At 71.3% G+C, this 14,106-nt stretch carries 13 protein-coding genes and 1 pseudogene; 5 read left to right on the top strand and 9 right to left on the bottom strand.

Features of this window, described 5'->3' with window-relative positions:
• Positions 1-90: 90 nt before the first annotated feature.
• The 3 genes from DA075_RS23040 to DA075_RS23030 all read right to left on the bottom strand — a co-directional run bounded on the left by DA075_RS23040 (position 91) and on the right by DA075_RS23030 (position 3,226).
• Positions 91-813, bottom strand: coding sequence for an aspartate/glutamate racemase family protein (locus DA075_RS23040; protein ID WP_099956748.1), 723 nt, complete (start codon positions 811-813; stop codon positions 91-93).
• Positions 814-850: 37 nt separating this feature from the next.
• Complete coding sequence (locus DA075_RS23035) at positions 851-1,627, bottom strand: ferredoxin--NADP reductase (protein WP_099955204.1); 777 nt, start codon at positions 1,625-1,627, stop codon at positions 851-853.
• A 183-nt stretch (positions 1,628-1,810) separates the two neighbouring features.
• Complete coding sequence (locus tag DA075_RS23030; RefSeq protein ID WP_099955203.1) at positions 1,811-3,226, bottom strand: amidohydrolase; 1,416 nt, start codon at positions 3,224-3,226, stop codon at positions 1,811-1,813.
• A 209-nt stretch (positions 3,227-3,435) separates the two neighbouring features.
• On the opposite strand from DA075_RS23030, the pseudogene DA075_RS23025 reads away from it, so the two are divergent.
• A pseudogene (locus DA075_RS23025) lies at positions 3,436-4,368 on the top strand (glycoside hydrolase 5 family protein).
• Positions 4,369-4,373: 5 nt separating this feature from the next.
• The gene (locus tag DA075_RS23020; protein ID WP_099955202.1) at positions 4,374-5,207 is read left to right on the top strand and encodes a PIG-L deacetylase family protein; all 834 of its coding nucleotides are present in this window, start codon (positions 4,374-4,376) and stop codon (positions 5,205-5,207) included.
• 4 nt (positions 5,208-5,211) lie between these two features.
• Here the strand turns inward: DA075_RS23020 and DA075_RS36745 are convergent, their stop codons facing one another.
• The 5 genes from DA075_RS36745 to DA075_RS38200 form a co-directional block, all read right to left on the bottom strand.
• Positions 5,212-5,361, bottom strand: coding sequence for a hypothetical protein (locus tag DA075_RS36745; protein ID WP_164712464.1), 150 nt, complete (start codon positions 5,359-5,361; stop codon positions 5,212-5,214).
• 518 nt (positions 5,362-5,879) lie between these two features.
• Positions 5,880-7,883, bottom strand: coding sequence for a methyl-accepting chemotaxis protein (locus DA075_RS23015; RefSeq protein WP_244936295.1), 2,004 nt, complete (start codon positions 7,881-7,883; stop codon positions 5,880-5,882).
• Positions 7,884-8,120: 237 nt separating this feature from the next.
• On the bottom strand, positions 8,121-9,032 hold the full coding sequence (locus DA075_RS23010) for a polysaccharide deacetylase family protein (RefSeq protein WP_099955200.1): 912 nt from the start codon (positions 9,030-9,032) through the stop codon (positions 8,121-8,123).
• Between the two features lie 20 nt (positions 9,033-9,052).
• Positions 9,053-9,469 carry a hypothetical protein gene (locus DA075_RS23005; RefSeq protein ID WP_174800111.1) on the bottom strand — a complete coding sequence of 139 codons (417 nt, stop codon included), beginning with the start codon at positions 9,467-9,469 and terminating at the stop codon, positions 9,053-9,055.
• Positions 9,470-9,808: 339 nt separating this feature from the next.
• Complete coding sequence (locus DA075_RS38200) at positions 9,809-10,414, bottom strand: PAS domain-containing protein (RefSeq protein ID WP_099955199.1); 606 nt, start codon at positions 10,412-10,414, stop codon at positions 9,809-9,811.
• Between the two features lie 406 nt (positions 10,415-10,820).
• Here DA075_RS38200 and DA075_RS22995 point away from each other — a divergent pair, with 406 nt between their 5' ends.
• Positions 10,821-11,915 carry a PAS domain-containing protein gene (locus DA075_RS22995; protein ID WP_232387382.1) on the top strand — a complete coding sequence of 365 codons (1,095 nt, stop codon included), beginning with the start codon at positions 10,821-10,823 and terminating at the stop codon, positions 11,913-11,915.
• Positions 11,916-11,943: 28 nt separating this feature from the next.
• On the opposite strand, the gene DA075_RS22990 is transcribed toward DA075_RS22995, so the two are convergent.
• Positions 11,944-12,633: an OmpW/AlkL family protein gene (locus DA075_RS22990; RefSeq protein WP_099955198.1), complete on the bottom strand. Its 690-nt coding sequence runs from the start codon at positions 12,631-12,633 to the stop codon at positions 11,944-11,946.
• 192 nt (positions 12,634-12,825) lie between these two features.
• Between DA075_RS22990 and DA075_RS22985 the strand changes: the two genes are divergently transcribed.
• Positions 12,826-13,011 (top strand): hypothetical protein, encoded by a 186-nt coding sequence (locus DA075_RS22985; protein WP_123834403.1) that lies wholly within the window; start codon positions 12,826-12,828, stop codon positions 13,009-13,011.
• Positions 13,012-13,094: 83 nt separating this feature from the next.
• Positions 13,095-14,075: a LysR family transcriptional regulator gene (locus DA075_RS22980; protein WP_099955196.1), complete on the top strand. Its 981-nt coding sequence runs from the start codon at positions 13,095-13,097 to the stop codon at positions 14,073-14,075.
• Positions 14,076-14,106: the final 31 nt, after the last annotated feature.

Below are 14,106 nucleotides of genomic sequence, written 5' to 3'. Positions count from 1 at the left end.
ATCCCGGGCAGGCCCGGGATCTGTCGGGGAGAGGAGGAACCCGCGCCTCTTGTCCTGGAGAGCCCTGCCACTGACGGGAGGTGAAACCCCTCACCGCTCGGCGCGCAGCATCCGCGCCAGCGCGTCCGACAGCCCGACGCTCTCGGTCGGCGGCAGCGTCGGGCGCGCCCCGGCGAGCCCCGCGGCGGCCATGACCGCCCGCGCTCCGGCCTCGACCGAGCAGATCACCGGCACATCGACCTGAGGCTGCACGCGCTCGGCCAGGCCCGCGAGCGCAGCGCCGCCGAGCACCACCACGTCGGCGCCGTCGATCTCGGCGCAGTCGCGGCAGGCGGCGGCCAGGCGGCCCAGAGCGGCGTCGGGGTCGCGGGCGATCTCGCCGCCGGTCGGCGCCACGGTGCGGATGCCGGCGAGGCGCTCGGTGAGGCCGAGCATCGCCACGAACTCGGTCAGCATCGGCTTCCACAGCACGCCGCCGGTGACGATGCCGATCCGGCGTCCCCTTGTGCAGGCGAGATGCAGCGCCCCCTCCGCCATGCCGACCACCGGCACGGGCGAGACCTCCTTGAGGGCAAGCAGGCCCGGATCGCCGAAGCAGGCGAGGTAGACCGCGTCGCATCCCGAGACGTTCGCTGCCAGCGCGTCCAGGGCGGCGTGGCCGGCGATCGCCGCGGCGGCACGGCTCGCGATGTAGCGGGCGCCGAACCGGCCGGTGGCCGGCACGATCTCGGCCGGGATCAGGCGCCGGACATGCGCCGCCGCCTGTTCGGTGACGGCTTGCGTGGTGTTGGGGTTGATGAGCAGGATGCGCATGCGGTCGGTCTCCCGGCGCATCCCGCCTATCACGCCGCTACTTCTCGACGAAGGCCTTCTCGATCACGTAGTGGCCGGCCTCGCCGTGGTTGCCCTCGATATAGCCGGCGCCCGCGAGCAGGTCGCGGGTGTCGCGGATCATGTCGGGGCTGCCGCACAGCATGAAGCGGTCGGCCTCCTTCGTCATCATCGGCAGGCCGATATCGGCGAAGAGCTTGCCCGACGTCATCAGGTCGGTGATGCGGCCGCGGTTGCGGAACGGCTCGCGGGTCACGGTCGGGTAGTAGATCAGCTGGTCGCGGACCATGTCGCCGATCAGCTCGTGGTTCGGCAGCGTCTCGGTGATCGTCTCGCCGTAGGCCAGCTCCTGGACCTGGCGGCAGCCATGGACCAGGATCACCTTCTCGAAGCGCTCGTAGGTCTCCGGATCCTTGATGATCGCCAGGAACGGCGCGAGGCCGGTGCCGGTGCCGAGCAGGTAGAGGTGCCGGCCGGGCAGCAGGTTGTCGAGCACCAGGGTACCGGTGGCCTTGCGGCTGACCACGATCGGGTCGCCGACCTTCAGGTGCTGCAGCTTCGAGGTGAGCGGGCCGTTGGCCACCTTGATGGAGAAGAACTCCAGCTCGTCCTCGTAATTGGCGCTGACCACGCTGTAGGCGCGCAGGAGCGGCTTCGCTCCCTCGCCCTTGAGGCCGATCATGGTGAACTCGCCGTTGCGGAAGCGGAACGACGGGTCGCGGGTGGTGCGGAAGCTGAAGAGCGAATCCGTCCAGTGATGGACGGACAGGACGCGCTCCTCGTTGAAGTTGCTCATCGTGCCAGGAATCCTGAAGGCGTTCGACGGGTCGACGGTTCTCGATTTGGGAGAGGTCATCTCGCAGGTGCGGCATCGCCGTCAAGGCGTCGCCGCACAAGCGGGGTCTGCGTGGCGGTCAAGCCGCAGGGACAACCGGCTGTTCTTCGGAATGCTTCCAGTGTGCTCGCGCCCCGGGCAGGCTCACGCCATCCCGGTGACGTCCGCCACGAGGTGCAGGGTGGCGCGCAGGCCCGTCATCAGCCCGGCCTCGTCGACGGTGAAGCGCGGCGAGTGGTTGGGCGCCGCATTCGCCGGATCGGTCCCCGGCGGGGTGATGCCGACGAGGTAGTAGAAGCCCGGCACCTCGCGGGAGAAGTAGGAGAAATCCTCGCTCGCCATCACCGGGTCGACCCGCACCGCCCGGTCGCCGACGAGCCGCGCCAGGGTCTGGGCCGAGCGGGCCGTCAGGCCGGCATCGTTCCGCACGGAGGGGTAGCCGTGTTTACCCCAGGTGACCTCGGCCTTGCCGTTCATGCCGGCCGCGATCGACTCGGCGATCTCGCCGACCCGGCGCCGGATGCGCTGACGCTGCGCCTCGTCGAAGGTGCGCAGGGTGCCCTCCATCTCGGCCTGCTGCGGGATGATGTTGTTGCGCACCCCGCCCCGGAACACGCCGACGGTGAGCACCGCGGGGCTGCGCACGATGTCGGTCTCGCGGCTCACCACGGTCTGGAGCGCGGTGACGATCGCCGCGCCGATGACGATCGGGTCGACGCCGTTCCACGGCATCGCGCCGTGGGTCTGGCGCCCGGTGACCCGCAGGGTGAAGCGGTCGCTCGCCGCCAGCGTCGGGCCCGGCCGGTAGCCGATCGAGCCGACCGGCAGGGCGCTCATGACGTGGAGGGCAAGGACCATGTCGGGCTTCGGGTCGCGCAGGGCGCCTTCCTCCACCATCAGCTGCGCCCCCGAGACCCCGTCCCGGGGTACCCCCTCCTCGGCGGGCTGGAACAGGAGCTTGACGGTGCCGGGCAGGCGGGCCCGATGGGCGGCGAGGACCTGGGCGGCCGCCATCAGGATGGCGACGTGGCAATCGTGCCCGCAGGCATGCATCACCCCGACCTGCTGGCCGCCCCACTCGGTCCGGACCTTCGAGGCGAAGGGCAGGTCGACCTCCTCGGTGACCGGCAGCGCGTCCATGTCGGCCCGGAGCGCGACGACCGGGCCGGGGCCGCCCCCGCCCTTCAGCAATGCGACGATCCCCGTATGGGCGACGCCCTCCCGCACCTCGTAGCCGAGGCCGCGCAGGTGCCGGGCCACCAGGGCGGCGGTACGGTGCTCCTGGTTGCCGAGCTCCGGATTGGCGTGGATGTCGCGCCGCCAGGCGATCATCGCCGCCTCGACCTCCCGCGCCGCGGCGTCGAGGACGTCGTGGACGGGCCGGGCCGGCGCCGGCACGGGCGCGTCCCCGATCTCCGCCGCTGCGTTCCGCGGCAGGAAGGCGAGGCCCGCGCAGGCGCAGGCGCCCTTCAAGAAGGTCCGCCGCGCGGGCCCGACCGCTCCGGCCGGGACATCCTCCGCCCGAAAACCCCTCGCCGCCCGCAATCCGATCCGAAGCATAGGACTTCTCCGCGAATCCCGCCCGCTCGCCGCGGCGCCGCCTCTGACGCAACGATAGCGCCGCTCGCCGGGTGCAGCCAAGTCCCGGCCAGTTGCGGGCCGGGTGCTGGCCTTGGGGGAACGCCGGCCGCCGAGGACGGCCTGTACCGCGCCCGGCCTGCCTCCATGACGGGCCGCCATGCTCCTCCCCTCCTTGCGACGAGGCCCGCATGATCGAAGCGGCCATGATCCGGGACGAGCCGAACAATCAAGTCGCACTGGGATCCGGAGATCGATCCGGGCTGGTCGCTCTTCGCCGACATGCTGGATTGCGCCGCGAAGGCCGTGAAGACGGAGGCGCCGCACCTCCCGACGGTGCTGGGCGGCATCTCGCCGATCGACCCGGCCTTCATCCGGATGCTCGACGGGAAGGGCCCCCTCGACCACGTCGACGTGGTGGCGGTGCACGGCGTCCCCCTCGACTGGACTCTCTGGCAGATCAACGAGTGGCCGGCGAAGCTCCCTGAGATCCGGGCGGTGACCTCGAGGCCGGTCTGGGTCACCGAGGTCGGCGTCTCGACCTGTGGGGCCGAGGAGGTGCAGGTCTTCGGGCTCGACCGCACCGCCGAATTGCTGGTCGGCCGGGCGCCGCGGATCCACTGGTACAGCCTCCACGACCTGCCGCAGGCCTTGCGCGCCACCACCCGGCACCGGGAGGCGGAGGGCTCCTCCTGTTACCGCCCCCTTTCTACATGGGGCTCCTGCACGATGACGGGACGCCGAAGCCGGCGCTCGAGCATGTCGCCCGCCACACGCCGGCGCTTGGCCTGTGCCAGTGGTTCCACTACCAGGATCACCGCCTCGGCGAGGCGGTGGCCTGGATGCGGCGGCTCGGGGTGACCTATTTGCGCACCGGCCTGTCCTGGGCCGATTCGTTCCGGCCCGATGCCCTCGACTGGTTCGACCGGCAGATGGAGGCCCTGGCGGAGTTCGACGTGACCGTGACCTTCTGCTTTACCCCCGAGCACCGCGGCATCGCCCCCCACCACACCAGCCCGCCGCTGGTGAAGGAGGAATTCGCCGAGTTCTGCGCCGCGATGGTCCGTCGTTATGCCGGGATGATGCGGCCCGGGCCGGCCCTCGGGCCGCAGCCGGCGATCTGACCGCGATGGTGGCGATCGCCCCGACCTCGCCGGCCGCCGAGCGGTTCCTGGCGGCCCTCGCGGACCCGGCCTGCGGGCCGGTCGCGGCCGAACACGTCGCGCTCGTGGTCGCCCATCCGGACGACGAGAGCATCGGCTGCGGCGCGCAGCTGCCGCGCCTTTCCGGCCTCACGGTGATTCACGTCACCGACGGCGCGCCCCGCGACGGACGGGACGCGGCGCGCCGCGGCTTCGCCGACCCCGCGTCCTACGCGACCGTCCGCGCCCGGGAGCTCGATGCCGCCCTGACCCTGGCACGCGTCGCGCCGGAGCGGCGCATCGCGCTGGGATATCCCGACCAGGGCGTGGCCGAGGGCATCGCGCCGCTCGCGAGGCAGCTGGCAGGCCTCTTCGCCGCGCGCGGCATCACGGTGGCGCTGACCCACGCCTATGAGGGCGGCCACCCGGACCACGACGCCGTGGCGCTCGGCCTGCGCGGCGCCCGCCGGCTGCTCGGGCCGGACCGCCTCGCGGTGATCGAGATGCCGTTCTACCATGCCGGGCCGGACGGGTTCGATGCCGGCAGCTTCCTGCCCGCCGATCCGCCGCGGCGGGCGATCGCGCTCCACCTCGATCCCGAGGATTGCGCCTTCAAGGCGGAACTCTTCGCTGCCCATGCGAGCCAGGCCGCGACCCTGAACCAGGTCCCGATCGCCCTCGAGCGCTTCCGCGAGGCGCCGGACGACGGTTTCGGGACCCTGCCGAATGGCGGGCGGCTGCTCTACGAATCCTGGACAGCCGGCATGACCGGCGAGCGCTTCCGGGCGCTGGCCGAGGCGGCGGGCCGGGAGATCGGCTGACGGATCAGTGCGCGCTGCCCGCCGGCATCGCGCGGTAGAACGCCACCACGTCGCGATAATCCTGGTCGACCGGCGTGACCGGCACGGCGAGGCGCAAGGACAAGCCCAGAAGGCCGGCGAGAAGGGCGAGGGCGAGGCAGGCGCGCAGCGACATGAGCGGGCGGTGCCAGAAATGCCGGCCCGCGTAAAGCGGCCTTCCCGGAAACGGGTACGGCCGGGCCGATCCACGGCCTTGAGCGGAGCGAGGGGGCGGAGCTCAACTCAAGGTCGCGGCCGGCCCGGCCGCATGTCCAGCAACCTACCGGATGAGTGATGAATGTCAATATTCGTCACTCGCCAGCGACGCCCGACCGGTGCCCGGTGTGCGCCAGCGCACAAAGTCGTTTCGCCGCCGTATCTGCCCGACATCTTGTTCTCGAATTGCCGCCGCCCTCGCAGAGCTCGATCGAAGAGGTGGTCGTGAGTGGAAACACCGCGATCGTCGCGGTGACGCTGCGGCGGGGACGATCCGGCATCGCACCGGCCGTCACGTCACGTGGCAGGCTTTCGCGAGGTCGGTCTACCGGCAGGTGCGGCGCAAGGACGTGACAACGGAACGGCCCTGCCGCGGCGACGCGGCAGGGCCTTTGTTCGATGTGCGGAGTTCCGGACGAACGTGAGTTCTTCGCCCCGTCAGGCTGCCTGGATCTCGCGCAGGAAGCCGTCGACCTCCTGCTTGACGGTGAGCGACTGCGTGGCGAGCTCGGCCGCGGCCACCAGCACCTGAGAGGCGGCGCTGCCCGTCTCGCCGGCGGAGCCGAGGACGCCGGCCATCGCGGCGGTCACGTCCTGGGTGCTCTGGGCGGCCTGCGAGGCGTTGCGCGAGATCTCGGCCGTGGCGGCGGTCTGCTCCGTCACCGTCGCGGCGATCAGGCCGCTGATCTCGTTGATCGTCGCGATGGTCTGGCCGATCTGCCCGATGGCACCGGCCGCCCGGCCGGTGGCCGCCTGGATCGCGTTGATCTGCCCTCCGATCTCCACGGTCGCCCGGGAGGTCTGGGCGGCCAGCTCCTTGACCTCGGCGGCGACCACCGCGAAGCCGCGGCCTGCGGCACCCGCCCGCGCCGCCTCGATCGTGGCGTTGAGGGCGAGCAGGTTGGTCTGGTCGGCGATGGCGGTGATCGTCGCGACGGCGGCGCCGATCTGGGTGGCGGCGGCGCTCAGGCTCGTCATGGCGGCGTCGGTCGCCGCGGCCTCGCGGGTGGCGTTGCCCGCGACCTCGTTCGAGCGCAGCACCTGCCGCTCGATCTCCTGGAGCGAGCCGACCATCTCCTCGGCCGCCGCCGCGACCATCTGGACGTTGGCCGAGGTCTGCTCGGCGGTGGTGCTGGAGGCCTGCGCCTGGGCGCTGGTGGTGTCGGCGACGCCCGTCATGGTGCGGGCCGTGGCGTCGAGCTCGGTCGCCGCCGAGGTGACGATCTCGAGCGAGCCCGCCACCCGCTGCTGGAAGCCCCGCACGAGCTGGTCGACCCGGTCGGCGCGGCGCTGGCGGGCGGATTGCTCGTCGCGCTGCTGCGCTTCCAGGGCCGTGCGGGCGATGGCGTTCTGGCGGAAGACCTCGACCGCCTGGGCCATCTCGCCCATCTCGTCGCGGGACTCGCGGGAGGGCACGGTCAGGTCGGTCTCTCCTTGAGCCAGCCGCTTCATCGCCGCGGTCATCCCGCCGATCGGCCCGACGATGCTGCGGGCGATCAGGACCGCGAGGCCGGCGCCGACGGACAGGGCGAGGGCGACCAGGACGAGCTGAATGGTCCGCGCCCGGGCCGTCATCGCCGCCGTGTCGGCGGCGATCTCGCGAACGGCGCCCTCCACCTTCGCCCGCACGGCCTTCGTCGTCTGGTCGATGGCCGTCACGCCCGTCTTGATGCCGGTGTCGTAGACACTCCGGCCCTCGCCCGCGGCGGCGTTGTAGGCCTGGAAGGCGGCGACGTAGGATCCGAGCGCCTGCTCGGTCGCGCGGATCGCCGGCGCGAAGGTCCCGGCGGTATCGGTCCCGCGCAGGGCCTTGAGGGCCGCTTCCGCCTTGCCGGCATTGCTCGCGAAGGTCGCCGGGCCGTTCGGGTCCTGGGTCGCCAGGAAGCGCCAGTTGGCGACCCGCACCAGCAGCACGGCGCTCTCGGCCGCGGCGGCCTGGAGGATCTGCGCCTCGCCGGCGCGGGCCCGCATCTCGGCCAGCATCGCGCTGGTCGCGCGGGTCAGCTCGTCGCCGCCCTTGAACAGCTTGTCCTTGGTCTCCGCCATGCTGCGCCCGGCCGCTTCCAGCCGCTGCAGGTCGGGCTTCAGGTCACGGGCCCGGTCGCGGATCGCGCCATAGAGCCGGCGGCGCTCCTCGGAGATCGCCCGGCTGGCCATCAGATCGCCCGCGGCCTCGATCGTCTGGCGCTCCCCGTCGATCCCCGCGATCAGCTCGGGCCGCGGCGAGAGCCGGTACTGCTCGGCCAGGCCCGACAGGGTGCTCGTCGAGACGGTCACGCCGAGCGCCGAGCGCGACAGGTCGTCGAGCAGCGCCCGCCGCTCGTATTGCTCGGTGAGGCCGGCCTGCTGGTAGATCGAGAGACCGCCCAAGCCGGCCGCGATGATCATCAACGACGCGAAACCGACATAGAGGCGGGATCGAACGGTCAGCCTGTGCAACATGTCATGAACCGAATGGGACGATACTCATCGTCCATGGTCTAATATTGTTGATGGCCGGTTAAGATTTCGCTCTGCGGCGGCGAACGATCCTATCGCGCACCAACGCTGCATGATCACCTCGATCCTCCTGGCGCCTCGATCCTCCTGGCACCTCGATCCTCCTGGCGCCTCGATCGTCCTCGAGGCGCGACGGCTCCGGACGGAGCGCGCAGGACGGCAGCCCGCTCGGCGCTGTCCCTACCCCGGCACCATGCCCTCCGGCAGCCCGATGGCGTGATCCGCGATCGCGCCGGCGCGGGTGATCCACACCTCGTCCCGGTGCTGCGCGAGATGCGCCAATGCCTGGCGCAGCGGCCGCAGCCGGTGCGGCTGGCCGACGAGGTAGGGGTGGAGCGCGATGCCCATCACCAGCGGCGCGGCGGAGGCGGCAGCGCGCATTTCCTCGAAGGTGTCGACGATCATCTCGGCGAACTGGGTGCCCGAATCCTTGCGCCCGACGATGGAGGGGATGTCGTTCAGCTCCTGCGGGTAGGGCACCGAGAGGATGCGTTTGCCGCCGCGGGCGGAGAACCAGGTCGGCTGGTCGTCGTGGCACCAGTCGAGGAGGTAGCGGTAGCCGGCTTCCGCCAGCAGGTCCGGGGTCGTGCGGCTCTGCGAGATCCAGGGGCCGAGCCAGCCCGCCGGCGGCTTGCCCTCCTCCCGGGCCAGGATGGCGGTAGCCTCGGCGATCAGCGCCCGCTCCTCGTCCTCCGGCAGGGTGCCCTGGCGCTCGGCATTGCTGCGGCCGTGCCCCACCACCTCGTCGCCGCGGGCCCGGAAGACGTCCATCAGGCCGGGGCACTCGCCGTAGATGCGGCTGTTGACCAGCACCGAGGCCGGCAGGGACAGCTCGTCGAACAGCTCGGCGAGGCGGAACACCCCGACGCGGTTGCCCCAGTCGCGCCACGCGTAGTTCAGCACGTCCGGTTGCGGCCCGCCCGGCGCCAGCTCGGCCCCGAGGCCGCCGCCGAACTCGAAGCACTCGACGTTGAGGGCGACGTAGACCGCGAGCCGCCTGGCCCCGGGCCATGCGTAAGGCGGGCGCTGCGGCAGGGGGCTGTAGGCGTAGCGGCCGTGCGGCTGTCCCTGCGGGCGGGCCTCGTCGCTCATCCGTGTCTCCGTATTCTGTTTCAAGGTTGCTTGACCGGCGGCGCCCCCGCCGGGGCGGCAGGCAGGAGGATGCCCGGGGCGACATTGCCCTCCGGGCCGTACTCGCCCGCCACCGCCCGGCAGGCGGCGTCCCGGTTCTGCATCATCTGGTTCGACATCAGGGCGAAGATCGTCTGCACCTTGGCCCCGAAGGGACCGCGGGGCGGCCGGACATCCTCGATCGACACCTGGTAGCGCGCGAGCAGGGCCTCGAACGGCGCGGTGCCGATGCGGTAGCCGCAGACATTGGCCGCCGCGAACACGTAGGCCGCCGTCTCCAGCGCCCGGGGCGGCGGGGCGTTGCGGATGCCCTGCGCACCGGCCGGGCGCGTGAGCACGCCGCCGGCGAGCGCCGCCAGGAGAGAGCCGGCGAGGGCGGGGAGCAGGGTCGGGCGCATGGCGGAAATCCTCCGGAGCGTGCCGCACGGTCTCGGGCCGGGCTTCGGCACAGCTCCGAACCTAAGCAGACTTGCGCGGGCAAGCCAACGCTTCGTCCGCGTAGGTTGTTGTTATGTCGCAGATTTTTGTCGCGAGACCGGCCACCGCTCCGGTGGGGCGTCGTCTGCGAGACTGCTTGATCCGCGAGGATGAATCGTAGCGAAACGTTCCCGCCCATCTGCGACCTCATCCTGAGGTATCGGTCGATCGTGATCGGCAGACCTCGGAGGAGATCTCCAGACGTCTCCGCGGTCCCTGGAAGCCTCCTTCGAGGCTCCGCGATCTCCGATCGCCCGCGATCACCGATCGCCAGCACTTGATGATGAGAATGCAGGGAGGAGACGCGTACGACATCGGCCGAACCGGCTGTGACGGAATGGACAGCGGTTCGTCGACGATGCTGTCTCCGTCGCCGCGCCGGTGCCGGGATCGGCGCGGAGGCTCGGTCCACGGGCGGCGGCGTCGCCGGCGATCGCGGAGGGCGAGCGTCCGGTCGGCGAGTGTCCGGTCAGCCGGCCATGCTCCGGGAGGCGTCGCGGAGCAGGCGGGCGGCGGCGTCGACCTTCCGGGTCGAGGCGGCGATCGCCCCGATGGTCCGGCTGATCTCGCCGACGGCCCCCGTCATGGGCCTGCATGCTGGCCGACATCTCCTGGGCCACGACGGCCTGATGCTCGCCCCGGCGCAGGGCCGCCCAGAACGCGCGGTAGGCGTCGCCGTCGCGCTCGGCGGGATCGACGAACATCGAGTGATGCCGCCCCCGGATCTTCTCCAGGCGGTAGCCCAGGGTGGCCAGGACGTGGGCGTTGGCGGTGATGACGGTGCCGTCCAGGTCGAAGTCCATCAGGGCCTGCGAGGCGTCCAGCGCGTTCAGCTTGGCCTTGAGGTGGGTGTGCCCCAGCAGCATCGTCGCCGCGATCCGCGAAATGGGGCAGTCACACCCCCGCCCTGACTTCGGGAAGACAGGTCTGGCCGCCCCTGCCTCGGACGGACGAGCCTTGCTCCTCACGCCGCAGCATGAATCAGGCAGACTGCCAGGGCCTCAACGGAAACCGCGAGAAACAGGCGTATGCCAAGATTCTTGACCCCGGTTTCCTGTCATTTCCGCATGTGGAAAGCGAATTCGGGCGGAGCTGAACGATTTGCTGTCATTGTATGGCAGATGACGGCTTTTGCTGAGGACGGAAGGCCGGCATACGTCCCCCTTACGCCAGTCTTCGATTCATTCAAGCTTTCATTAAGCGCTTGGATGGCACGAAATCATCCACCGTGACGGCCGGACGCGCCGCGTCGGACGAAGTGCCGGAGGACGAATGCCGACGCGTGCCCTGATGCAACCGCCCGCGACGCCTCATCCGGCCGTCGCCCCGCACGCCTTCTCCTCCCGCAACTTCCTCAAGCTCATCGAGGATACCGGCAAGGTCGGCTTCTGGTCCTCCGACCTCCGCTCCGAGCGGCTGACCGCCTCGCCCGGCCTCTACCGCATCCTGGGGATCGATCCGGCCACCGAGATGACCTTCGGCTTCGGGCTCGACATGATCCATCCGGACGACCAAGCCGCGCACCGCGACCAGATCGCGGTCCTCCGCTCCGGCCAGGCGATCAGCCGCGAGTTCCGCATCGTCCGGCCGGACCGGACCCAGCGCTGGATCCTCCACCATGCCGAGGCGATCCTCGGCCCGGACGGGGTCCCGTGCCAGGGCATGGGCGTGGTGTTCGACGTGACGGCGCAGCACGACGCGATGCGCGCCCTGCTGCAGCGCCACGACCGGCTGACCGCCCTGATCGCCGCGACGGCATCGGTGTTCTGGGTCAACAAGGCCAATGGCGAGCCGAGCGAGATGCCGCAATGGATGGCGCTGACCGGCCAGTCCCACGCCGAGATGCAGGGCCTGGGCTGGCTCGACGCCGTTCATCCCGAGGACCGGCCTCGGACGCTTGCGGCCTGGACGACGGCGATCGAGCACACGGCGCCCTACAACACGGATTACCGCGTCCTGTGCGCGGACGGGATCTATCGCTGGTTCAACGCCCGCGGCGCCCCGGTCCTCAACCGCGACGGCTCGGTGCGGGAATGGGTCGGGGTCTGCCTGAACGTCCCGGGCCGGACCCGCTACGGCGCGCCCCCGCCCGAGACGCCCGCCGCGGTGCCGAGCGCCGCGCCGGCCGCCGACGCCCTCGTCACGCCCGCCCAGATCCGCGCCGCCCGCGGCATGGCGGGCCTGTCGAAGGAAGACCTGGCCAAGCTGGCGGAGGTCTCGATCTCGACCGTCAACCGGCTGGAGGATTCCGGCTCCGCCGTCCGGCCGCGCCCCGACACCGTTCTGGCGGTGCGGCGCGCCCTGGAGAAGGCCGGGATCGTGTTCACCTTCGAGCCCGGCGTGAAGCCCGGCATCCGCGAGGCGTGACGCCGGGCCGCTCCGTCGCAAGGACGCCCTAGAACTTGTAGGTGATGCCGCCTCCCACGATCCAGGGATCGATGTCGACGCGGCCCCGGATCACGCCGGCGTTCAGCTTGACCTTCGTGTCGAGGACGATCTTCTTCACGTCGACGTTGATGCCCCAATGCTCGTCGAGCATGTAGTCGAAGCCCGCTTGCAGGGCGGGGGCGACGCTGTTCGTCAGGCGGAAGGCGGTGAAGCCGCCCCGCTCCTGCTCGCCGAAGAAGACCGAGTAGTTCACGCCTGCGCCGAGATACGGCTTCAACGGCCCGAGGCCGTCGAAGTGATACTGGAGGGTGAGGGTGGGCGGCAGGATCCACGTGGTGCCGATGCGGGTGCCCGCCAGGGCGCCGGCGCCGTGGATGCCGTGACGGGTCACGCCCAGGATCAGCTCGGCCGCGATGGCCTTCGTGAAGAAGTAGGTGATGTTGAGCTCGGGGATGACCGAGTCGGTGATGCCGACCTTCGCGCCCGCCAGCGGCACGCCCGCGGCCGAGAGGCGCGCGTCCGGATCGGGCAGGACGCCGAGGACGCGCAGGCGCACCAGCCACGGCGACCACGTCACCGGCACGAAATCCGGGGACGGGGCGGCTCTCGGCAGATCGGCGGCGTGGGCGCCGTTCGCACCGAGGACGAGCGCGGCGGCGAGGAGGAGGGTCCGCTTGAGTTTGGTCCTCTTGGACATGAGACGTCGTCTGATCCGGAGATAGGGAAAAGGGCACCGGCGAGGCCGGCGCGCCCACCTTCACGGTCCCGCCCACCCCGACCTTGATCGGGATCAAACTGCCGAGCTTGGTCCCGATGGGCCCGGCCCCGGCGGAAGAGTCCCGTCCTCGCGCCTTGCCGCAGGACACGGATGGGCGGCCGGCGCGCGGGCATGACGTGGCCTTCCTTGGAGGACGCCCCGACCTTGCGGTGGACCGCGATTCTCCTGCCGGTCGCCGCCTCGTGGTGCTTGGCCAGGGGTGACCCGGGCCGCACCCCGGGCTCGCCCTGCCTGATGAGCGTGCTGATCCTGCTCGCCTGTTCGGGCGTCGTCAGGCTCGCCCGGCCGCGGCGCTGAAAGCCCCCTGAGGCCCGCGGGCCGCAGCGCCGCCCGGTCGGCCCCGTCTGTTCCCGCCCGCTCCCCTCCGCTACAACGCGCCGGTGAACTGGGACGCGTTCGACTTCAAGCTGCTCATCGTGTTCGACGCGATCATGCGCGAGCGCCACGTGACGCGCGCCGGAGAGCGGCTGGGCCTGAGCCAGTCGGCGGTGAGCCACGCCCTGCAGCGCCTGCGCCGCGCCCTCGGCGACGAATTGTTCGTGCGTCGGCCGGAGGGCATGAGCCCGACACCCCGCGCCCTCGACCTGGCCGGGCCCGTGCGGCAAGCGCTGGCCGCGATCGAGGGCGCGCTGCACCAGGACCGGTTCGATCCGGCCTCGTCCACCGCGAGCTTCCGCCTGGTGCTCAACAACACCGCTGCCGTGGTCCTGGCCGCGCCGGTCGCCGAGTGGATCGGAAGCCGGGCGCCGGCCTTGCTCCTCCACATGAGCCCGAGCGGGACCGTGCGGGTCGACGACCTCCTGGACCGCGGGGATGTCGACCTCGCGATCGTCGGCGCCGGCCGGGTCGAGGGCGAGCGCTTCGGCACCAGGACGCTGATCCGGGACGGGTTCGCGGTCGTCGGCCGGCGCGGGCATCCGGCGCTCGACGAGCCGCTCACCTACGAGCGTCTCGCGGCTTTGTCGCACCTCGTCGTTTCCTCGACCGGCGACGATGTCGGCTTCCTCGACGCGATCCTGTCCCGGCGGGGCCTGGCCCCGCGCCGCGTCGCCATGGCAGCCCCGTTCCTGTCGGCGGCGCCGATCCTCGCCCGGTCCGACCTGGTGGCGGTGATGGCCGAGCGGATCGCCCGTACCCTCGCGACGGTGCATCCGGTCGCCTGCGCGGCCCTGCCGGCGGATCCGGACCTGCCGGTCACCCACTCGGTCCTGGTCTGGGCCCGGCGCGTCGAGCGCCACCCGGGCCATGCCTGGCTGCGCCGGCAGATCGCCGACTGTGCCCGCAGCCTCGCGGCTGGCCCGGAAGGCACGACAAGCAACGATGAGCGGCCAGATATTTGTGACGCAATCGATCGTCGGTAAGAAAAAATTATCGGCCCACTCGCATCAGTTG

It is taken from the genome of Methylobacterium currus, assembly GCF_003058325.1.
Classification (GTDB): Bacteria; Pseudomonadota; Alphaproteobacteria; order Rhizobiales; family Beijerinckiaceae; genus Methylobacterium; species Methylobacterium currus.
The sequence above is the reverse complement of the archived record's forward strand: the minus strand, read 5'-3'. Positions and strand labels throughout refer to the sequence as shown.

What these genes read in the sequence shown, in the direction of transcription:
- DA075_RS23040 (WP_099956748.1), bottom strand. Translation starts at nt 813, where the DNA reads ATGCGCATCCTGCTCATCAACCCCAACACCACGCAAGCCGTCACCGAA.
- DA075_RS23035 (WP_099955204.1), bottom strand. Translation starts at nt 1,627, where the DNA reads ATGAGCAACTTCAACGAGGAGCGCGTCCTGTCCGTCCATCACTGGACG.
- DA075_RS23030 (WP_099955203.1), bottom strand. Translation starts at nt 3,226, where the DNA reads ATGCTTCGGATCGGATTGCGGGCGGCGAGGGGTTTTCGGGCGGAGGAT.
- DA075_RS23020 (WP_099955202.1), top strand. Translation starts at nt 4,374, where the DNA reads ATGGTGGCGATCGCCCCGACCTCGCCGGCCGCCGAGCGGTTCCTGGCG.
- DA075_RS36745 (WP_164712464.1), bottom strand. Translation starts at nt 5,361, where the DNA reads ATGTCGCTGCGCGCCTGCCTCGCCCTCGCCCTTCTCGCCGGCCTTCTG.
- DA075_RS23015 (WP_244936295.1), bottom strand. Translation starts at nt 7,883, where the DNA reads ATGTTGCACAGGCTGACCGTTCGATCCCGCCTCTATGTCGGTTTCGCG.
- DA075_RS23010 (WP_099955200.1), bottom strand. Translation starts at nt 9,032, where the DNA reads ATGAGCGACGAGGCCCGCCCGCAGGGACAGCCGCACGGCCGCTACGCC.
- DA075_RS23005 (WP_174800111.1), bottom strand. Translation starts at nt 9,469, where the DNA reads ATGCGCCCGACCCTGCTCCCCGCCCTCGCCGGCTCTCTCCTGGCGGCG.
- DA075_RS38200 (WP_099955199.1), bottom strand. Translation starts at nt 10,414, where the DNA reads ATGCTGCTGGGGCACACCCACCTCAAGGCCAAGCTGAACGCGCTGGAC.
- DA075_RS22995 (WP_232387382.1), top strand. Translation starts at nt 10,821, where the DNA reads ATGCCGACGCGTGCCCTGATGCAACCGCCCGCGACGCCTCATCCGGCC.
- DA075_RS22990 (WP_099955198.1), bottom strand. Translation starts at nt 12,633, where the DNA reads ATGTCCAAGAGGACCAAACTCAAGCGGACCCTCCTCCTCGCCGCCGCG.
- DA075_RS22985 (WP_123834403.1), top strand. Translation starts at nt 12,826, where the DNA reads ATGACGTGGCCTTCCTTGGAGGACGCCCCGACCTTGCGGTGGACCGCG.